The 20,091-nt window shown below is 71.3% G+C and carries 20 protein-coding genes; 5 read left to right on the top strand and 15 right to left on the bottom strand.

The window, feature by feature from the left end; all coding sequences use genetic code 11:
- The first annotated feature begins 121 nt into the window (after positions 1-121).
- Complete coding sequence (locus JIX55_RS09305; RefSeq protein ID WP_257562831.1) at positions 122-883, top strand: GntR family transcriptional regulator; 762 nt, start codon at positions 122-124, stop codon at positions 881-883.
- A 154-nt stretch (positions 884-1,037) separates the two neighbouring features.
- Here JIX55_RS09305 and JIX55_RS09300 read toward each other — a convergent pair whose 3' ends face one another.
- The 3 genes from JIX55_RS09300 to JIX55_RS09290 form a co-directional block, all read right to left on the bottom strand.
- A complete protein-coding gene (locus JIX55_RS09300) occupies positions 1,038-2,195 on the bottom strand; it encodes an ROK family transcriptional regulator (protein ID WP_257562830.1) in 1,158 nt (385 codons plus the stop codon).
- A gap of 109 nt (positions 2,196-2,304) precedes the next feature.
- Positions 2,305-2,970 (bottom strand): response regulator transcription factor, encoded by a 666-nt coding sequence (locus JIX55_RS09295; protein WP_257562829.1) that lies wholly within the window; start codon positions 2,968-2,970, stop codon positions 2,305-2,307.
- A 41-nt stretch (positions 2,971-3,011) separates the two neighbouring features.
- Complete coding sequence (locus tag JIX55_RS09290) at positions 3,012-4,169, bottom strand: sensor histidine kinase (RefSeq protein ID WP_257562828.1); 1,158 nt, start codon at positions 4,167-4,169, stop codon at positions 3,012-3,014.
- Positions 4,170-4,277: 108 nt separating this feature from the next.
- Between JIX55_RS09290 and JIX55_RS09285 the strand changes: the two genes are divergently transcribed.
- Genes JIX55_RS09285 through JIX55_RS09275 form a run of 3 tightly spaced genes read left to right on the top strand, consistent with a single transcriptional unit; the run spans position 4,278 to position 6,423 of the window.
- Positions 4,278-5,219 (top strand): ABC transporter ATP-binding protein, encoded by a 942-nt coding sequence (locus JIX55_RS09285; protein ID WP_257562827.1) that lies wholly within the window; start codon positions 4,278-4,280, stop codon positions 5,217-5,219.
- 2 nt (positions 5,220-5,221) lie between these two features.
- The gene (locus tag JIX55_RS09280) at positions 5,222-5,944 is read left to right on the top strand and encodes an ABC transporter permease (RefSeq protein WP_257562826.1); all 723 of its coding nucleotides are present in this window, start codon (positions 5,222-5,224) and stop codon (positions 5,942-5,944) included.
- Between the two features lie 41 nt (positions 5,945-5,985).
- A complete protein-coding gene (locus JIX55_RS09275; protein ID WP_257562825.1) occupies positions 5,986-6,423 on the top strand; it encodes a hypothetical protein in 438 nt (145 codons plus the stop codon).
- A 31-nt stretch (positions 6,424-6,454) separates the two neighbouring features.
- Here JIX55_RS09275 and mug read toward each other — a convergent pair whose 3' ends face one another.
- The 6 genes from mug to JIX55_RS09245 form a co-directional block, all read right to left on the bottom strand.
- A complete protein-coding gene (gene mug, locus JIX55_RS09270) occupies positions 6,455-6,952 on the bottom strand; it encodes a G/U mismatch-specific DNA glycosylase (protein WP_257562824.1) in 498 nt (165 codons plus the stop codon).
- Between the two features lie 44 nt (positions 6,953-6,996).
- Positions 6,997-8,439, bottom strand: a complete 1,443-nt coding sequence (gene purB, locus JIX55_RS09265; protein WP_257562823.1) for an adenylosuccinate lyase — start codon at positions 8,437-8,439, stop codon at positions 6,997-6,999.
- 125 nt (positions 8,440-8,564) lie between these two features.
- A complete protein-coding gene (locus JIX55_RS09260) occupies positions 8,565-8,903 on the bottom strand; it encodes a DUF4326 domain-containing protein (RefSeq protein ID WP_257569272.1) in 339 nt (112 codons plus the stop codon).
- A gap of 213 nt (positions 8,904-9,116) precedes the next feature.
- The gene (locus JIX55_RS09255) at positions 9,117-9,926 is read right to left on the bottom strand and encodes a class I SAM-dependent methyltransferase (protein WP_257562822.1); all 810 of its coding nucleotides are present in this window, start codon (positions 9,924-9,926) and stop codon (positions 9,117-9,119) included.
- Positions 9,923-10,939 (bottom strand): aminotransferase class I/II-fold pyridoxal phosphate-dependent enzyme, encoded by a 1,017-nt coding sequence (locus JIX55_RS09250; protein WP_257562821.1) that lies wholly within the window; start codon positions 10,937-10,939, stop codon positions 9,923-9,925. Before JIX55_RS09250 ends, JIX55_RS09255 begins: the two co-directional genes overlap by 4 nt.
- Complete coding sequence (locus JIX55_RS09245) at positions 10,936-12,291, bottom strand: radical SAM protein (protein WP_257562820.1); 1,356 nt, start codon at positions 12,289-12,291, stop codon at positions 10,936-10,938. The genes JIX55_RS09250 and JIX55_RS09245 overlap by 4 nt, the downstream gene beginning before the upstream one ends.
- A 103-nt stretch (positions 12,292-12,394) precedes the next feature.
- Here JIX55_RS09245 and JIX55_RS09240 point away from each other — a divergent pair, with 103 nt between their 5' ends.
- Positions 12,395-12,511, top strand: coding sequence for a chaplin (locus JIX55_RS09240; RefSeq protein ID WP_306819993.1), 117 nt, complete (start codon positions 12,395-12,397; stop codon positions 12,509-12,511).
- Positions 12,512-12,530: 19 nt separating this feature from the next.
- On the opposite strand, the gene JIX55_RS09235 is transcribed toward JIX55_RS09240, so the two are convergent.
- From JIX55_RS09235 to JIX55_RS09210, 6 genes are all read right to left on the bottom strand, one after another.
- Complete coding sequence (locus JIX55_RS09235) at positions 12,531-13,370, bottom strand: SGNH/GDSL hydrolase family protein (RefSeq protein WP_257562819.1); 840 nt, start codon at positions 13,368-13,370, stop codon at positions 12,531-12,533.
- A 64-nt stretch (positions 13,371-13,434) separates the two neighbouring features.
- A complete protein-coding gene (locus JIX55_RS09230; RefSeq protein WP_257562818.1) occupies positions 13,435-14,466 on the bottom strand; it encodes a hemolysin family protein in 1,032 nt (343 codons plus the stop codon).
- Entirely contained in the window at positions 14,463-15,800 is a 1,338-nt protein-coding gene (locus tag JIX55_RS09225) for a hemolysin family protein (RefSeq protein ID WP_257562817.1), read from the bottom strand. The genes JIX55_RS09230 and JIX55_RS09225 overlap by 4 nt, the downstream gene beginning before the upstream one ends.
- Before the next feature lie 206 nt (positions 15,801-16,006).
- Positions 16,007-16,432 (bottom strand): GNAT family N-acetyltransferase, encoded by a 426-nt coding sequence (locus JIX55_RS09220; RefSeq protein WP_257562816.1) that lies wholly within the window; start codon positions 16,430-16,432, stop codon positions 16,007-16,009.
- A 66-nt stretch (positions 16,433-16,498) separates the two neighbouring features.
- Positions 16,499-17,380: an LLM class F420-dependent oxidoreductase gene (locus tag JIX55_RS09215; protein ID WP_257562815.1), complete on the bottom strand. Its 882-nt coding sequence runs from the start codon at positions 17,378-17,380 to the stop codon at positions 16,499-16,501.
- Between the two features lie 138 nt (positions 17,381-17,518).
- Positions 17,519-20,089, bottom strand: a complete 2,571-nt coding sequence (locus JIX55_RS09210; protein ID WP_257562814.1) for an ABC transporter permease — start codon at positions 20,087-20,089, stop codon at positions 17,519-17,521.
- Positions 20,090-20,091: the final 2 nt, after the last annotated feature.

The following is a 20,091-nucleotide window of genomic DNA, read 5'->3' as shown; positions in this document are numbered from 1 at the left end:
TTCGAGGATTGGTCTTGACCAAGGGTGGGGGCAGGCCTATGGTCGCAAGAAAGTGCAACAACCTTTAATAAACAAGGCGCTAAAAACGCCGCCGGGCCACGGCGAAGCAGCGGAGGACAGGGTGGGGACCCAGCAGCTGGAATCGGTGCCGGAACCGAAGTACTGGCATCTGAAGACTGTGCTCAGTGAGGCATTGGACTCCGAGTTCTCGGTAGGGGAGATCCTGCCCAACGAACGCGACCTCGCGGCCCGCTTCGGCGTCGCCCGGGCCACGCTCCGCCAGGCACTGGAGCAGCTCGAACTGGAGGGCAGGCTGCAGCGCCGGCGCGGCGTCGGCACCACCGTGGCACCGCCCCGCATGGGGGTCGCCGTGGGCGGCGAGCAGCAGGCGTGGCCGGGCACGATCGGCGACGCCTGGCAGTCGGTGGACTGCGCGGAGGCGGTGCCACCCGCCTCGGTCGCCGGCATGCTGGAGACCCGCCACGGCGAGCAGGTGTTCGTGGTGCGCCGCTCCCGTATGTCCCACGGCCAGCCCGTCGCCGCGGAGCTGATCTACGTCCCGGCGGACTCGGTGCCCGCCCTCTCCGCCATAGACGCGCCCTCCGGTGCGGCACGCGCGCGTGCCGTGCTGCGTGAGCTGCAGCGCCTGGAGCTGGAGGGGCAGGACCGCTCGGTGGAACTGGGCTCGGCCCGCGCGGACGACGCCAAGGAACTCGACCGGCTGCCCGGCGCGCCCGTCCTCGTCGTCACCACCCGCTTCTTCGCGGAGGGACGTACGGCGGCCGTCTCCCTGGCCACGTACCGTGCTGACACGTGCCGCCTGACCTTCGGCGTCTCGGGCGGCCTAGAGATCCACCACGGCCCGGAGCGCCACGCGTCCTGACCACGCGGGCAGCCCCTCAAGCCGCACCCGCCGCTCCCCGGACTTCCGGGGCGCGGCGTTTTTCGGAGGGCGTTCCCCTCTCAGGGGTTACGGGTGCACAGGTGCGGCGCCCGCTCGCGAGAGCGCAGCCGCCGCCCGGCACGGGTGCGAGGCCTCAGCGCCGCGCAGTCACCGTGCCCTCCACCGCGAACAGTTGTTCCTCGACATGGTCCAGGGCAAGGCGGAGCGCGCCCATCGCGACGGCCGTCTCGCCCAGTCGGGAGAGGACGACCCGGGGCGGGCGCAGACAGTAGCGGGCCAGCTCGTGGCGGAGAGGGCCGAGTACGTCGTCGATGCCGGTCGCCCAGCCGCCGACGACCACCAGTTCGGGGTCGAGGGCGAGGACGAGGGCCGCCACGTCGTGGACGAGTCGCTGTATGAAGCGGTCCACGGCCTCGCGGGCCCGCCCGTCGCCCTCGCGCGCGTGCTTGAAGACCTCGGCGACCGCCGGCTCGTCCAGCGGATGCAAGGGCTCGCCCGTGGTCGACAGCAGCGCCTCCGGCGTGGCCTCCCGGCCCAGCAGATGCAGCGCGCCGATCTCCCCGGCCGCGCCGCCGTAGCCGCGGTGCAGCCGCCCGCCGATCAGCGAACCGGCGCCCGGGCTCAGCCCCGCCAGCACGAACACCACGTCGTCGGACTCGGTGGCCGCGCCCTTCCAGTGTTCGGCGACCGCGGCCGCGTTGGCGTCGTTCTCGACCAGGACGGAGCACTTGAAGGAGCGGCTCAGCCGCTCACCCAGGTTCAGGCCCGTCCACTCCGGCAGAGCCGCGCACAGGCGTACGGCGCCGTCGGCCTCGATGATGCCCGGGCTGCCCACGCCGACCGCGCGCAGCGAACCCCGCGAGACGCCGGACCTGCGGAGCAGCTCCGCGACGGTCGTCCGCAGCCGCTCCAGCCGGTCCTCCGCCGACGCCGACTCGGAGACGTCCTTGGACAGCGAGCCCAGCACCCGCCCGTCCAGGTCCGCGAGCAGCGCGGTCACCCGGTGCGAGCCCACGTCCAGGCCCAGCAGATGACCGGCCTCGGCCCGGAACCGGTAGTGCCGGGCCGGCCGCCCCTGCCGTCGGGCGGCCCCCTCGTCGGCGGCCTGCTCGACCACCAGCCCGGCTTGCACAAGCCCTTCGACGACGCCTTCGACCGTCGGCCGGGACAGCCCGGTGACCCGGGTGATCTCGGTGAGCGTCGCGTGGTCCGTGGCGCGCAGCGCGTGCAGCACCACGGCCGAGTTGATTCTTCGGAGCAGAGAAGGATCCCCGCCGGTCAGCCGCCCCAACGTCCGTCCTCCCAGCTCGCGCCCGTGTTTGCCGGATCGTACTCGCCGCGATCGACCCCGGCGAGTGCCTGTCGCGCCCGACCTGCCGACAGCCCCCTCCCGGCCGGGCTCAGCCGGGTGCCACGAAACCCGACTCGTACGCCGCGATCACCGCCTGCGTACGATCCCGCGCACCGAGCTTCGCGAGTACGGCGCTGACGTGCGACTTCACCGTCTCGGTGCCGACGACCAGCCGGGCTGCGATCTCCGCGTTCGACAGCCCCCGGGCCATCAGCCGCAGCACCTCCGCCTCACGCTCGGTCAGCGCGGCCCGCTCCATGACCGCCCGTGCCGCCCGGTTGCCCGCCCCGTCGCCGTACTCGGCGGCCAACTGCCGTACCGAGGACGGGAACAGCAGCGACTCGCCCTCGGCGACCAGCCGTACCGCGTGCACGATCTCGGCCGGCCGGGCCCGCTTCAGCAGGAAGCCGTCCGCGCCCGCGCGCAGCGCCTCGTACACGTACTCGTCGTTCTCGAAGGTCGTCACCACGAGGATTTTCGGCGGCTCCGGCACGGTCCGCAGCACCGCCCGTGTGGCCTCGATGCCGTCCAGCAGTGGCATGCGCACATCCATGGCGACGACGCTCGGCCGCAGCTGCCGCACCAGCGGGATCACCGCGGCACCGTCCGCCGCCTCCCCGACGACCTCGATGTCCGGCTGCGCCTCCAGAACGGCCCGCAGACCGGCGCGTACGAGGGGTTCGTCGTCGACGAGCAGAACGGTGATCGGCGGCATCCCGCCAGCGTAGATCAGCTTCTGGGCGCCGAACGGGTGATTCAGCTCAGCGGCAGTTCGACACGGACCTGCCAGTCGCCCCGGTCGGGTCCGGTCCACGCCCGGCCGCCGAGCAGCGCCGCCCGCTCGCGTATGCCCCGCAGTCCGCTGCCCCGGCCGGGCCCCGGTATCTCCGCCGTCAGCGGATTGCGGACCTCCAGATCCAGGCCGCCGTCCGCGACCGCGATCCGCACCCGGACCGGGACGTCGCCCGCGTGCCGGAGCACATTGGTCAGCGACTCCTGGAGGATGCGGTAGCCCTCGCGGGACACCGGACCGGGCACCTTCTCCAGTGGCCCCGACATCTCGGCGTCCACCTTCGCGCCGGAGGTGCGCGCGGACTCCAGCAGCCGGTCGGCCTCGGTCAGCGTGGGTCGCTCGTGCACGGGCCGGCCGGCCTCGCGCAGCACGCCCAGCACCCGCTCCAGGTCCTCCAGCGCGGCCCGGCCGGTGTCCTCGATGGCGGTCAGCGCCCGGTCGGTGAACGCCGGATCACCGGCCGCCCGCGCCGCGCCCGCCTGCACTACCGCCACCGTCAGCGCATGCCCTATGGAGTCGTGCAACTCCCGGGCGATCCGGTTGCGTTCCAGCAGTTGCTCGGTCCGCTCCTCCAGCGTGGCCAGCCGCTCGGCGGCCGAAGGCCCCAGCAGCCGACGGGCGGCGGCGGTGACCAGCGCGCCGAGGCCGACCACGACGGCGAACGCCAGGGCGAGCGTGAGGGGCGCCAGCAGGCCGTACGCCCAGTGCGCCTCCACACCCCTCAGCACAACGTTGTCCGTCGGCACATGCCCGAACGCGACCGAGACCAGGTCGTAGGTGAGGATGGGCAGCCAGACGGTGCCCCCCGAGGCCAGCGCCCCGAGCGCCATCCGCACTTCCAGCCACACCACCGTGCGGAACCGGTCCCGCCAACTGGCGGACGGCGCCACGGAGATCCCCGAATCCCCCTCCTCACCCGGCGTCAGCAGCAACCGCGCCTGCACGCCCTCGCCCAGCCGCACGGCGGGGATCAACCCGAGTGGAATCAGGAACAGCGCGGGCACCCACGGGCGCGTGGGCATGATGTACATCCACACGCTGACGATCAGCATCGGCACCCACAGATGCAGCAGGCGCGTGTATGTCGTCCCCCGGAGCAACGGGCGCAGGAAGCGGGCCATTCGGTCATCGTGCCAGCCACCACTGACAACGGGTCTCCCCCGGGCGGGGGAGACGCTCCCCACCCGCGGGGGAGGTACCGGCACCCCGCGGACGGCCAGGCTGGGTCCATGACCAGCATCGACGTACAGGACCTCACCAAGGAGTACGGCACCGTCCGCGCCGTGGACCACCTCACCTTCCGCGTGGAACCCGGCCGTGTCACCGGCTTCCTCGGCCCCAACGGCGCCGGGAAGTCCACCACCATGCGGCTCGTCCTGGGCCTGGACCGGCCGACCGCCGGCACCGCCACCGTCGGCGGCCGCGCCTACGCCGGCCTCGACGAGCCGCTGCGCCATGTGGGCGCCCTGCTCGACGCGCGGGCCGCGCACGGATCACGCACCGCCCGCGACCATCTGCGCGCGCTAGCGGCGAGCAACCGCATCGCGCCCGCCCGCGTGGACGAGGTGCTGGAGCAGACGGGCCTCGCGAAGGTCGCGCGGCGCCGGGTGAAGACGTACTCCCTGGGGATGCGACAGCGCCTCGGCATCGCGGCGGCCCTGCTCGGGGACCCGCCCGTCGTCCTGCTCGACGAACCGTCCAACGGCCTCGATCCCGAAGGGATCATCTGGATCCGGGAGTTGTTGCGCCGCCTGGCGCGCGAGGGCCGGACCGTCCTGGTCTCCAGCCACCTCATGAACGAGACCGCCTCCTTCGCCGACCACCTGATCGTCCTCGGCCGCGGCCGCCTTCTCGCCGACACCCCCATGCGGGAGTTCATCCACGCGCGCGTGCAGCCCCGCGTACGGGTACGGAGCACGGACACCGACGCCCTCACCGACCTCCTGACACGGCACGGCTACCGGACCACGGAGGGCGAGCACGGAGGCCGGACGGTCCACGACGCGCGCGTGGACGACATCGGCCGCCTCGCGTCCGGCGCCGGCCTGACGATCCTCGAACTCGCCGCCGAGGAGGGCACCTTGGAGCAGGCCTACCTCGATCTGACGGCCACGGAGGCCGAGTTCACCGCCGCCTCCACCGCCGCCCCCGTCCAGCCCCAGGAGGCCTGACCATGGCGTTCGCACCCGTCCTCCACTCCGAGTGGATCAAGATCCGTACCCTGCGGTCGATGCTGTGGGCCCTCCTCGCGGTCGTCCTCGCCACCGCGGCCTTCTCCGCGCTCGCCGGACTCGACTCCGACGGCACCGATTTCGACCCGCTGTTCGCCGCGTTCTTCGGCGTCAACTTCGGCCAGGCCGCGGCGGTCGCCTTCGGGGCGACGGCCGTCTCGTACGAGTTCCAGGGCGGCGCCCTCGGACTCTCCCTGGCCGCCGTACCCCACCGGGGCCGGTGGTTCACGGCCAAGGCGGTCGCGATCGGCGTACCGGCCCTGGCCGTCGGCCTGCTCACCGGGTTCGTGAGCCTCGCCGTCGGCAAGGCCGTCCTCGGCGACAGGGCGAGCGGACTGTCGGCCGCCGAGGGCCTGCGCGGCGCCGTCGGCTGCGGCGTCTACCTCGCCCTGATGGCCCTCCTCGCGGCCGGCCTGACCGCGCTCCTGCGCAGCGGCGTGGCCACCCTGAGCATCCTCATCCCGTTCCTGCTCATCGTCTCCTTCGTCGTCGGGGGAGTCTCCGGCGGCATCGCGGACTTCCTGCCCGACAAGGCGGGCCAGGTGATCCTCCACGAGACGTCCGACGGCGCGCTCGGCCCGTGGAGCGGCCTGGCGGTGACGGCACTGTGGGCGGCGGCCGCGCTGGCGGCGGGCGCCTGGAGCGTACGGCGCAGGGACGCCTGACGCCACGACGGTTGTCAGTGGTGCGCGCTTTACTTGACCGCATGAGCATCACGCAGCACCTCGCCGTCATCGACCGGCTGTGCTCCGCGGACTTCCCGGCGGAGCCCGGCCGCTCCGGCGCCGGCACGGCCGGACCCGGCTATCACGTCGCCGAGTTACAGACCAGCGCCGACTTCTGGGAGGACGACGGCACGCGCCGGGAGGAGACCGAGGAGCAGTACGAGGCGGACCGGGACGCCCTGTCGCAGCTGCTCACCGAGCGCTGGGGCGCCCCGGACGTGTTCAGCCTGTGGAGCGTCCTCGACCGGTCCATGGACGGCGAGGACATACCGGAGCCCTGGGCGGTGCTCAGCTCCCACGTCCCGGACGTGCACCTCTGGCAGGCCGACGGCCGCTGGGTCGCCCTCGGCGTATCCCAGTGGGACAAGGAACTGCCGTTCCAACTCCTCGCGTTGATCACGGAGATCGACCCACCGTGACGCGCTGAGCCGCGGCGAAGAACCCCGCCGGTCAGCCCTCCGCCGCCACCCGCAGCCGGCCGAACTCCTCCGCCATCGTCGCCGCCGTCCAGTGCGCGTTCAGCCCACTCGGATTGGGCAGCACCCACACACGCGAGGCCCCGATCGTCCGCTCCTGCGGACCCACAGCGGCCTTCCGGTCGCCGAAGGCGGCCCGGTACGCGGTCACGCCGACCACCGCGAGCCAGCGCGGCCGCAGCCGCTCCACCTTGGCGGTCAGCAGACGCCCGCCCTCGACGTACTCCTCCGCCGTCAGCTCGTCGGCGCGTGCCGTCGCCCGCGCGACGACGTTCGTGATGCCGAGCCCGTACGACGGCAACTCGTCCTGCTCGGCGGGCCTGAGCAGCCGGGGTGTGAAGCCGGACAGATGCAGAACAGGCCAGAAGCGGTTGCCGGGGCGGGCGAAGTGGTGGCCGGTCGCCGCCGTCATCAGCCCCGGGTTGATGCCGCAGAAAAGGACCCGGAGGCCGTCCGCGCTGACATCCGGCACCAGCCGGTCGCGGGCGGCCTCCAGTTCGGCCCGGGTGAAGCGGGTCAGAGGATCGCTCCCGGCGTGTAACCGGCGGCCTCCGGGCGCTGCTTCACGATCTCCTCGATCCGGCCGACGACGACGGCGACCTGGTCGGCCGCGGCGCCCGTGAAGGACAGCTTGTCGGCCATGAGCGCGTCGAGCTGGGCGCGGTCCAGGGGGATGCGGTCGTCGGCGGCGAGCTTGTCGAGGAGCTCGTTGCGCTCGGCGCCCTGCTCGCGCATCGCGAGGGCGGAGGCGACGGCGTTCTCCTTGATGGCCTCGTGCGCGACCTCACGGCCGACGCCCGCGCGCACCGCGCCCATCAGCACCTTGGTCGTGGCGAGGAACGGCAGATAGCGGTCCAGCTCGCGGGCGACGACGGCCGGGAACGCGCCGAACTCGTCGAGGACGGTCAGGAACGTCTCCAGCAGGCCGTCCAGCGCGAAGAACGCGTCCGGCAGCGCGACCCGGCGCACCACCGAGCAGGACACGTCGCCCTCGTTCCACTGGTCGCCCGCCAGCTCGCCGGTCATCGAGGCGTAGCCGCGCAGGATGACCATGAGGCCGTTGACGCGCTCGCAGGAGCGGGTGTTCATCTTGTGCGGCATCGCGGACGAGCCGACCTGACCCGGCTTGAAGCCCTCGGTCACCAGCTCGTGCCCGGCCATCAGCCGGATCGTCTTCGCCAGCGAGGACGGCGCCGCCGCCAGCTGCACCAGCGCGGTCACCACGTCGTAGTCCAGTGAGCGCGGGTAGACCTGGCCGACCGAGGTGAACGCCTGCGCGAAGCCGAGGTGCCCGGCGATCCGGTCCTCCAGCTCCGCCAGCTTGGCGGCGTCGCCGCCCAGCAGGTCCAGCATGTCCTGGGCCGTGCCCACCGGGCCCTTGATGCCGCGCAGCGGGTAGCGGCCGAGCAGCTCCTCGACCCGGCCGTACGCCACGAGCAGCTCGTCGGCGGCGGTCGCGAACCGCTTGCCGAGGGTGGTGGCCTGCGCGGCCACGTTGTGCGAGCGGCCGGCCATGACCAGCTCGCCGTACTCCCCGGCCAGCTTCCCGAGACGCGCCAGCACGGCCACCGTACGGTCGCGGACCAGCTCCAGCGACAGCCGGATCTGCAGCTGCTCCACGTTCTCGGTGAGGTCGCGGGACGTCATGCCCTTGTGCACGTGCTCGTGCCCGGCGAGGTCGTTGAACTCCTCGATCCGCGCCTTCACGTCGTGCCGCGTGACCTTCTCGCGCTCGGCGATGGAGGCCAGGTCGACGGTGTCGAGGACCCGCTCGTAGTCGGCGAGCGCCTCGTCCGGTACCTCGATGCCGAGGTCCTTCTGGGCCCGCAGCACGGCCAGCCAGAGCTGCCGCTCCAGCCTCACCTTCTGCTCGGGCGACCAGAGCGTGGCGAGCGCGGTGGAGGCGTAGCGTCCGGCGAGGACGTTCGGGATGCGGGGTTTGGCTGGCGCAGAAGTCACGTGGATGGATTCTACTGGCGATTCGTGCAGGTGAGCGCAGCGGGGCTCTTCGGAGGAACCTACGAAGCCCGGTCACGGCGGCCACGAGACGACGGCAGCCACCGCCGGTACCTGCGACTACGCGCTCACCGCCCGTCGGCGATCTCCGCCAGGATGTCCCCGTGGCACAGCTCCGGCGCGCACCAGCAGGCCAGCGTCTTGCCGCGCAGCTCCGGCACCAGGGCCAGCAGCTCGGGGTCGGCCATCAGGTACTCCCGGTACTTCGCCATCACCTCGGCCCGTGTACCGTCGCGCTTCTTCTTCGGGGTGTCGTACTGGAACGGGTTGTACAGCGGGTGCTGGGGCAGGTCCCAGTGGCCCATGGTCCAGCGGCGGCCGATGTACACCAGGTCGCTGGGGGCGTATTCCAGACGGGGGCCGAAGTCGCGGATGCGGCCCTTGAGGTTGATGACGGTGGTGACCACATCAGGCACGCCTGGCTCCCTCCGGTGACCGCCGTATCCGGACCCCTACGCTACGGGCCCGTCGTACGGCGGCAACTCGGGCCGTTTGGCCGGCAGGCCGTCGCCGGACGGTGGACCCATGGGGTCAACGCGTCCGGAACGCGGGGGCGACAGCGAGGATCACCGCTCGTGCGGCCTCCGAACAGGCATGGTTGCCCGGAATGCGGTGCCGGCTCAGCTCGGATGCTTGACCGGTACCGACGGCGGATGGCCGATCCGGCCGTTGGCGGTTCGGGAGTGGCAGAACAGGAGCTGCTTCGGCGAGGTGCTCGTGAACGGGGATTGATCGTAGTCCCCGTAGCGCTGCGCGACGTCGAGACCGGCCAGTCGGCAGAGCGCCAGGAGTTCCTCGGGAAAGAAGCAGCGCATGCTGACTTTCTTGGTGCGTACGCACACGCCGTCGCGTAGGTAGTCCAGCGTGAAGCGCAGCACTTGGGCGGCGGCGTCGTAGCTGGTCGTCGCTCGCACGTCGAGCCTCGCCCCGTCCCGGTCCGCGACCGACTTGTGGTGGTAGGGCGACTCGGGGAGCCGGCACAGCTTGGCCATGTCGGGGTTGAACACGTCCAGGATCAGGGTCCCGCCTGGTCGCAGCACGTTTCGCGCCGAGGCGAGGAACGCGACCACGGAATCCAGGTCGTGCAGGTGCTGCATCGCGTTGGTCGCCGAGAACACCAGGGCGAAGCGCCTGTCCGAGCGGATGTCTCGGCAGTCCTGTTCCAGCCACTCGACCGGCAGTCGCTCGTCCTCGGCCCGCTGACGGGCACGCGCAAGCATCGAGGGCATGATGTCGAGCCCCGTGACCTCGACACCCGCCCGCGCGATCGGCAGGGTGATGCGCCCGGTTCCGCAGGCCACCTCCAGGACCGGACCGCCCGCCCGGACCGCTTGGCCGAGGAAGAACGGGATGTCGTGGGTGCGCGCGGCGAACTCGTGATCGTAGAAGTCCGCATCGTCGTATACGGCCAGGTCCTCCAGTGGCTTCATCGCGCCACCGTCGGCGTCGGGCCGAAAGCGTCAGCAAGGCTGGTCAGGATGGAGCCGGACCAACCGCTCTCCCCGAACACGCCGACCGGCATGGCGAGCACGCCGCACTCACGGTGGAGCGTCTCCGCCGGGATTTCGACCGGGAAGAAATAGTTGCCGGGACACGTCCGGCTCGCTGTGGGAATCGCCCCGAGCACGTCGTCCGGCAACCGTTCGAACAACCGCTCGGCCCGTGCGGCCAGTTCGTCGACTACCTGCCGGGGCACGTCGCTGTGCTCGGTCAGCAGACGGTCGGCGAGCCTCAGCTGGGCCGGCGTCGGCGGATCCGCCCGGAACGCTTCGGCCCATTCGGCGTGCGCCGGGCCCAGCAGGACCACGCCGAACGTGCGTGGCCACAGCCATCCCTTGGTGACCGAATGCAGCAGGACCGCACAACCGGTGTCCAGCAATCGCCGTGTGCCGGCAGCGAACGGGGCTCCCAGGTCGTAGACGCTGTCGATCAGCAGGCGGCGGCGTGGTGATTCCCGCAACCACGAAATCACCGCGGTGCACTCGGCATCGGACAGGTAGCGGCCGAGCGGCTTGCTGGGGTTGGCGAGCAGCAGGTATTCGGGCCGGTGGTCCGCCGGCGACCTCGGCAGGGCCGGCGCCGGTAGCGTCGGGTAGGACAGGGGCTCGACGCCCGCGGCGCGGGCCAGCTCGAAGTAGACCGGGTACACGTCGCTGGGCAGCCACAACCGCGCGTCCACGGCGCGCAGCCGGTGGAACACCACACCGAGCCCGTGCCGGACCCCTCGACAGACCATGGCGTGGCCGGACCACTCTTCCGGCAGCTCGAAGCGGTGCAGCCAGGCTCGGGCGAGATCGCACCGGTGCACCGTAGCCATGTCGGTCGGCGGTTCCGGCCGCACCGGAGCAAGCGCCCGGTACACATTGGTCTCGGCGGCGTCCAGAAGCGACGAGGAGGCACTGAGTTGCCGCTGCCGGTATTCGTGGAACTCCTCGAACCTCATGCCGTTGCGCCTTCCGGCACGATCTCGCTGGCCCGGTCTTCCAGTGAGGCGTAGCAGCGTCCGTCGGCCATGACGTTCCAGCTGCGTGCGATCCCGCTGGTGCGTTCCCAGAGCAGGCTGGGCTCGGTGTAGGCGGCGATCCGCATCGGTCGTCCGTCCCAGCTGCCGTGGTAGACCGGCGCGCCCCAGGGCAGGCGGCTCGCCAGTTCGAAACCGTGCTGCTCGGCGAACCCGGTGACGATGGACAGCGAAACCTGGTGCTCTCGGCTCCAGACGTTGGCGGCGCGGTCGAAGTAGAGCGACTCAGTGCTGGTGGATACGTAGAGCTCTTTGAAGCAGATTTCCTCGACACCGAGAGCTGCGGCCCACGAAAGGTAGTCGGCGACCTCGGCAGCGTCGGCGACACCGCCGTGCTGGAGTACACAGATCAACCTCATCCGCAGCCCCGGCCAGCGGTCACGTTCCACGCGCCAGGTGTCGATGACGGAGTTCACCGGCGTGCGCAGCATCATCAGCCGCTCGTTGACGGCGTCGTCCTGATGGTGCCGGGAGACCGCCAGCACGCTCAGGCCCGCGCCGCTCAGGGCTGCGAGGCGGTCGGCCCGATCAGTGTGCCGGCCTTTCGCCAGGGTGTGCGCGTTGGTGATCAGGACGACCTTCGGGAAGGCCGCCGAGCAGGCGGACACCAGTCGCAGCTGCTGTTCGAACGGTATGAGCGTGGGCTCGCCGCCGCCGGTGATCACCGCACGCTCGGCACCTGCCGCACGGGCGCGCTCCAGCCAGTGGGCGACCGCGTCCCACGGGACCCGTGCCGGTGCCTGGTCGCTGGAGATCGAAGCCGCGGAGAAGCAGAACGAACACCGGGCTTGGCAGGCGGAGGCGACCGGCAGAAGCGACACCGAGCGCGGTCGCGTGTCGGCGTAGCGACGCAGTGCCGAACCGTGCAGGTGCAGGGAGGACGCCATCGCGTCCTCGACGGTTGTCGGGCGCAGAGTGAACTCGTCGCCCGCTTGGTCGAGCTCGTGGACTGCCGACAACCGGATGCGAGCCTCGTGGAGTTCCATGCCGAGGCCGGTCGACACGTTGGGCACCAGCTTGTCGGGGTCCACCATGGTTTCCAGCACCAGCAGCCGGTCGCCCGGTATGGCCAGACGGTCCAGCAGGCGTCGCGCCTTGCCGATGCCGATTCCCAACTCCGCGCGGGTCAGCAGGTGGAACCGGTCGGGATAGGTACTTTCTGGAATCCCCGCCTTACCGTAAGCGTTCGCGTACTTGTCGAAGCCCTTCGCGAAGTTCGACAGCACGATGACGTGGAAGCGCCGGTCGCTATGGTTCATCCCGCCATCATGCATGCACGGGCCCGGGCGACATGGGCCGAACTGCAGGCGGAACGCGGTGTCCCGATGCCCATGCTGACGGCGCCGCGATCGGTCTCCCGGAGTTCTCAGTGAGAACGTGCTCCAGGTTCCCGTCAAGGTGCCGATCAACGTCTGCGGCAATACGGTCGACCTCGTGGGAGCCATGCCCGTCCTCTGGAACAACGACGAAGCGCTCGACGCCCGCCGCTGTTGAACAGATGATCCTTGCCGGGTCAGGGCCTCACTCGTCGCCAGTCCGTCACAGGGCCGGGGTTTGTGTGGTCCACAGGGGTGACCCAGAAGGCTTTGCCCAGCTCAGCGCTGAACTGGGCGCCTGTTCGGCCGTCGCCGGAGGAGCGGCCGGTGAGACGGCGGCCGATCCACGGCAGCAGGTACTGCCTGGCGAACCGGGCGTGGGCCACCTGACGTGCGGTCCATCCGGGCGGCGGTGTCACGGGCATCGGTGTACGCCACTCGGCGTCCTCGGCCTCGTGGCCGAGCGCCTGCCAGACGGCCTCGGCGACCCGGCGGTGGCCCTCGGCGGTCAGGTGCAGCCGGTCCACGTCCCACATGCGGGGATCGCCCAGCGAAGGCGCCCCGTACAGGTCGACGACCAGGGCGCCGTGCCGTGCGGCCAGTTCGTCGATGCAGCCGAACAGCTCCTCCATGCGCGGCCGGAACCGCTCCAGAACGGGGCCCTGGCGGCCCGGGCTGCGCATCAGGACGAGCTGCTTGCAGGCGGGAGCGAGGCGTTCCACGGCCTCCTCCAGGAGTCCGCGGACCCGCCCCATGTCGCACTTGGGCCGGAGCGTGTCGTTCAGGCCGCCGACCATGGTGATCACGTCCGCCTCCATCGAGGCGGCCACATCGACCTGCTCGGCGACGATCTGCCCGATCAGCTTCCCGCGCACCGCGAGATTGGCGTACCGGAAGCCGGGCGTCCGCGCGGCCATCCGGCCCGCGAGGAGATCCGCCCAGCCCCGGTACGAACCGTCGGGGAGGAGGTCGGACATGCCTTCGGTGAAGGAGTCGCCGACGGCGACAAGGCTGGAGTAAGGGGGATGCGTCTGCATGGCGACAGAGATGGTATCCCGTGCACATACCCGGCGGTCGGTCGGCTCCCTCAGCTTCCGGACGTCAGACGGCGGGCTGTCCGAACAGCTCCCGCAGCACGTCCTCCATGGTCACGATGCCGGCGAGCCGTCCGTCCGCGCCGAGGACGGCCGCCAGGTGCGTCCGGCTGCGGCGCATCGCGGTGAGCACGTCGTCCAGCGGTGTCGTCTCCCGGACCCGGGCGATGGACCGCATGTCCCGGACGGAGAACGGCATGTCACGCGGGGCCGCGTCGAGCGCGTCCTTCACATGGAGGTAGCCCACGATCCGGCGCCCCTCGTCGACCACGGGGAAGCGGGAGAACCCGGACTCGGCCGACAGCCGCTCCAGCTCCTCCGGGGTGACGCCCATGCCCGCGTAGACGACGCGCTCCAGCGGGAGCACGACGTCGCGCACGGGCCGGCGGCCCAACTCCAGCGCGTCGCGCAGCCGCTCCTGGGCGCGGTCGTCGATGAGCCCGGCCTCGCTGGAGTCCCGGACGAGACGGGCGAGTTCGGTGTCCGAGAAGGTGGCCGTGACCTCGTTCTTCGTCTCGATCCGCATGAGCTTCAGCAGCGCGTTCGCGAAGGCGTTGACCGTGAAGATCACCGGCCGCAGCGCGCGGGACAGGGCCACCAGAGGCGGGCCGAGCAGCAGGGCGCTGCGCACCGGCTCGGCGAGCGCGATGTTCTTCGGCACCATCTCGCCGAGCAGCATGTGCAGATAAGTGGCGAGCGCCAGGGCGATCACGAAGGACACCGCGTGGCCCGCGCCCTCCGGCACACCGATCGCGTGGAACAGCGGCTCCAACAGATGTTCGATCGCGGGCTCCGCGACCACACCGAGGACCAGGGTGCACAGGGTGATGCCGAGCTGCGCGGCCGCCATCAGCGCCGACACATGCTCCAGACCCCACAGCACGCTGCGCGCCCGCCGGTCGCCCTGGGCGTTGCCGCTCTGTTCGAGGTGCTGCTCGATCTGGCTGCGGCGTACGGAGATCAGGGCGAACTCGGCGCCCACGAAGAAGGCGTTGACGACCAGCGTCGCGAAACCGATCAGCAGCTGGACGGCGGTCATCGCTTCTCCTCCTCGTGCGCGTCGGCGGCGTCGGCCGGCGCGTGCAGCAGCACCCGCGCGGCCCGGCGCCCGGCGGCGTCCACCACGTCGAGCCGCCAGCCGACGACCTCGACGGTGTCGCCGACGGTGGGAATGCGGCCCAGCTCGGTGGCGACGAGACCCGCGAGCGTCTCGTACGGTCCCTCCGGCGCGCGCAGGCCGACCCGGGCGAGCTGGTCGGTGCGGGCCGAGCCGTCCGCCGAGTACAGCTCGCGGCCGTTCTCGTCGGTGCCGACGGGGGCCAGGTCGGGCGTCTCGTGCGGGTCGTGCTCGTCCCGCACCTCGCCGACGACCTCCTCGACGATGTCCTCCAGGGTCACCACACCGGCGGTCCCGCCGTACTCGTCGATGACGACGGCCATCGTGCGCTTGCCCGAGAGCCGGTCCAGGACCCGGTCGACGGTCAGTGACTCGGGGACGAGCAGCGGCTCGCGCAGCAGCTCCGCCACGGAGGTGCGCAGTCGGCGCGCGGCGGGCACGGCGAGGACGTCCTTGATGTGCACGGTGCCGACGACCGAGTCGAGGCTGCCGCGGTAGACGGGGAAGCGGGACAGGCCGGTGGCCCGCGTCGCGTTCGCCACGTCCTCGCAGGTCGCCAGGGCGTCGAGGGCGATGACCTGGACGCGCGGGGTCATCACGTTCTCCGCGGTCAGATCGGCCAGGTTCAGCGTCCGCACGAACAGCTCGGCGGTGTCCGCCTCCAGCGCGCCCGCCTTGGCGGAGTGCCGGGCGAGGGCCGCCAGCTCCTGGGGGCCGCGTGCGGAGGCCAGCTCCTCGGCGGGCTCGACGCCGAAGAGACGCACGAGACGGTTGGCGGTGTTGTTCAGATGCGTGATGAAAGGGCGGAACGCGGCGCTGAACCAGCGCTGCGGGTTCGCCACCTTCTTCGCCACGGGCAACGGCGCGGAGATCGCCCAGTTCTTGGGCACCAGTTCGCCCACGACCATCAGCACCACGGTCGACAGGGCCGTACCGATCACCAGCGCCACCGAACTCGACGCGGAACGCGGCACGCCGACCGCCTCCAGCGGGCCCGCGATCAGCTTGGCGATCGACGGCTCCGCGAGCATGCCGACCACCAGATTGGTGACGGTGATGCCGAGCTGGGCACCGGAGAGCTGGAACGTCAGATTCCGTACGGCCCTGAGGGCGCCGGCGGCACCCCTCTCACCGCGCTCCACGGCCCGTTCCAGCTGGCCGCGGTCGACCGTGGTCAGCGAGAACTCGGCGGCGACGAAGGCACCACAGATCAGCGAGAGCAGCACCGCCACCAGGAGGAGGAGCACTTCGGTCATCGGGTCACCTCCGTCCCATGATCGGGCAGCGGCGGGAGGATCGCGCGATGTCGGGCACCGGCTCGGGTACGACCTGTACCGGGGCGGGTACTGGGAGGCTCGCCCATGGGCGGACGCTCACAACCTTTCCGTAGAGGTTGACTGGTCCACCCATGGTAAAGGATCGGCAAAGTGCCCTGTCGCCGTCCCCGGGCGCCCCGGCTCCCTCAGTCTCCGAGCGGCTTCACCCACCGCCGCCACTTCTCCTCGGGCGCGTACCCGGCCGCACGCCACGCATGTTGGGCCGTCTCGTTGCGTACGAGCACCATCGCGTCGCCGCGCCGCCCCCCGAGCCGTACGAACCGCTCCTCGGCGGCGGTCAGCAGCGCCGAGCCGATGCCCTGCCGCCGCCGCTCCGGGTGCACCGCGAGCCGGTACAGATGGCACCGCCAGCCGTCGAAGCCGGCGATCACCGTGCCCACCGGTTCACCGCCGAGCTCGGCGAGGATCAGCGCCTCGGGGTCACGGGCCACCAGCCGCTCGACGCCGTCGCGGTCGTCACTGATGCTCGTGCCCTCGGCGGCCACCTTCCAGAAGGCGAGTACGGCGTCGAGGTCGTCGGGCGTCGCGGCCCGTATGCGCAGTTCGGTCATGGGCCGAGCCCATCACGGGGCTCGGACGGCGACCCGGAATTCCAGGATCCGGACAACGTGCTCACCTCACCTGCCGCGCAGCGCCTCGACGACCTTGGCGAACACCTCCATGTTCGGCTCCAGGACGGTCAGATACGAGAATCCGTACCGTTCCCGGTGCGCCAGCACCTGGTCGACGATCTCCTCCAGCGTTCCCACGAGGACCAGCGGCAACTGGAGGACCTGCTCCTCGCTCAGGTTCGGGAGATGGCTGAGCCACGGCTGCACGGCGGCGCTTCGGTCCCCGGTGATCTCGACGATCTGGATCAGCAGGTTGAGCTCGGCGGGTTCCTTCCGCCCGGCGGCGAACTCCTTGTACCGGCCCACCCGTTCGTCGAGTTCCTCGGCGGTGAGCGGTTCCAGCTTGCCGCCCTCCACCGTCCGCGCGCCCGTGAACGCGGCGATGTCCGCGTGCTCGGCGGTGATCCGCAGCATCCGGTCGCCGTTGGCGCCGATGAGCAGCGGCACCCGGGGCCCCTGCGTGGGGCGCGGCTCGTGCTCCTCGGAGCCCAGGAGTCGCTCCAACTCCTCCATGGTGCGCTGCAGATGGTCGACCCGTTCGCGCGGCGAACCCCAGGGCAGACCGGCCTTCTCGTGCTCGGCCTGGACGTACCCGGTGCCGAGCCCCAGCTCCAGCCGCCCGCCGGTCAGCGCGTCCGTGGTGGCCACGTCGCGTGCCAGGAGCGTCGGGTTCCAGAAGCCCGCGTTGAGGACGAACGTGCCGAGCCGTGGGCGTTCGGTCGCCTCCGCCGCGGCGACCAGGGACGGAAACGGGGCCGGCATGCCCAGATGGTCCGGGACCAGGATCACGTCGTAACCGAGTTGTTCGGCACGGCGGCACTTCGAGCGCCACTCGGCGGCCGACGTGGGACTGAGCAGATTGACTCCGAAGCGGAACGGGCGCGGCATGAACTCTCCTCACCTCAAAGGGACTTGAGCCTGGCATACCGGCGAGTACATCACTGGTGTGCGAGTGCCGCCAGCACATTCACACGCCCTGTGCCGCCGCCGCGCGCTCACTCGCTCACCGCCCGCACACTCACCCGCTCACTCGTGCGCGATGGCCGCCAGCACGTTCATGCGCGACGCGCGCAGCGCGGGCAGCAGGGCCGCCACGACGCCCACCACCGCCGAGCCGATCACCACGGCGACGACCGTGCCCCACGGGATCGCCAGCGCCTTCATGCCCGACAGGGCCAGCACCTGCTGCACGCACACACCCCAGACCAGCCCCAGCACGAGGCCGAGGACCGCCCCGAACACGGCGATCACCACCGACTCCAGCCGGATCATCCGCCGCAGCTGCCGCCGGGCCAGCCCGATCGCCCGCAGCAGCCCGATCTCCCGGGTGCGCTCCACCACCGACAGGGCGAGGGTGTTGACCACCCCGAGCACCGCGATGACGATCGCGAGGCCGAGCAACGCGTAGACCAGATAGAGGAGTACGGCGATCTGGCCGCGGATCAGTTCCTTGTAGTCGGCCTGGTCACGGACCTGCACCTGCGGATACCTGTCCAGCGTCCGTTCCAGGTTCGCGCGCAGCTCGTCGGCGCCGACGCCGGAGCCGGCGTTCACGTACAGCGCCGAGTCCTGGCCCTCGGGCACGTACCGCTCGATGGTGTCCATCCCGAAGTACAGCCCGCCCTGCATCCCGAAGCCGTCGGCGGTGTCCTGGTCGGTGAGCGCGGTCACCTTCAGCTCGGTGTCCTTCCCGGCCGGGAACCGCACCGGGACCGTGCTGCCGATCGTCACGTCGTGGTCCCGCGCGAAGTCCACGTCCATGGCGATACCGCCGTCCGCGAGCGCGGCGGTGCTGTCACCCCGGGCGTAGGTGACGTTCGCGACCTCGTCGAGCCGGGAGTCGTAGGCCGCGGCGGTCGTCTCGACCCGTTTCCCGTCCGGCAGCTGTACGGCGACCGGGGTGAACCGCTGCCGTACGACGAGGCCGGCGCCGTCCGTGGCGCGGACCTTGTCGGTGATCTCCTGCGGGAACGGCATGAAGTTCTGGTTCTGGATGACGAAGTCGGCGCCGAGCGTCTTGTCGATCTCGTCGTCGAACGACTTGGTCATCGACGCGCTGGCCACGGACATCCCGGCGACCAGGGCGATCCCCACCATCAGCGCGGCGGCGGTGGCCCCGGTCCGGCGCGGGTTGCGCAGGGCGTTGCGCTGGCTCATCCGGCCGACGGAGCCGAACAGCGCGGGGAACGCGCCGCCGAGAACCCGGATCACCGGCCGTACGAGGAGCGGACCCGCGATGACGGTCGCGACGAGCGTGAGGACCACGCCGAGACCCAGCAGGGAGGCCGCCGAGCCCGTGTCCGACGACATCGCGCACCCCACGAGCGCGGCGGCACCGGCCGCCCCGATGACCCCGCCGACCACCGCGCGCACCCGCAGCGGCCGCCCCACCCCGGCGATCTCGGCGTCCGAGAGCGCCGCCATCGGCGACACGGTCGCCGCCCGCCGCGCCGGGAGGTACGCCGCCACGAAGGTGACGCCGAGGCCGACGACGTACGCCGCGATCGGCGTCCCCACGCCGATCACCATCTCGGTGGCCTTCAGGTTCATGCCGAGCAGGCCCATGAGCTCGATCAGCCCGAAGGCCAGCCCGATGCCCAGGGCGAGACCGAGCGTCGACCCGACCAGGCCGAGCAGTGCCGCCTCGATGAGGACCGACCGGCGCACCTGCCGCCGGTCGGCGCCGAGCGCGCGCAGCAGACCCAGTTCGCGGGTGCGTTGGGCGATGAGCATCGAGAAGGTGTTGACGATGAGGAAGACCCCGACGAGCGTCGCGATGCCGGCGAAGCCGAGCATCACGTACTTGATGACGTCGAGGAATCCGCCGAGCGAGGCCGCGGCCGACTCGGCCTGCTCGTCGGCGGTCTGGTAGTCGTACGCGCCCGGGCCGAGTTCGTCGGCGATCCGCTGCTCCAGTTGGGTGTCGCTCACGCCCGGCGCCGCGGTCACCGAGATGCTCGTCGCCGCGTCGGGGTCGCCCAACAGCCTGGTCTGTGCGGTCGGGGTGTCGAGGAAGACCAGCGCGGCGCCGGGGTTGGTGGTGGTGAAGGTGGCGATGCCGACGATCTTCACCTGGAAGGAGCCCGGCCGGGCGAGCACCGTCAGGGTGTCGCCGATCTCCACGTCCTTGTTCTTCGCGGTGTCCGCGTCGAGCAGCGCCTGGTCGGGGCCCTCCGGCGCGTGACCGCCGGTCAGTTTTACGGGGCTGCGGTCGGTGAGGTACCAGTTGGTGGCGATGGTGGGGGCGCCCGTCGTCGGCCCCACCGACTCGTTCTCGCTGTCGACGACCGTGATGTTCTCCACGGCCGCGTCGACATGGGTGTCCGCGACGCCGTCGATCCCCGCGACCCGCTGTGCCAGCGACGCGGGCACGGTCTCCACGGCCCCGGTCGGCATCTGGCCCCCCAGGTCGTCGTCCTTCGGGCCCACGGTCACATCGGCCGAGGTGGAGGCGAAGAGCCGGTCGAAGGTGCGGGTGACCGTGTCCGAGAAGATCAGGCTGCCCGCGACGAACGCCACGGACAGGACGACCGCCAGCGCCGAGAGCAGCAGCCGCCCCTTGTGTGCGAGGAAACTCCGAAGGGTCGCCTTGAGCACGG

The organism is Streptomyces sp. DSM 40750 (assembly GCF_024612035.1).
GTDB lineage: Bacteria > Actinomycetota > Actinomycetes > Streptomycetales > Streptomycetaceae > Streptomyces.
This window is presented reverse-complemented; position numbering and strand designations above follow the sequence as displayed.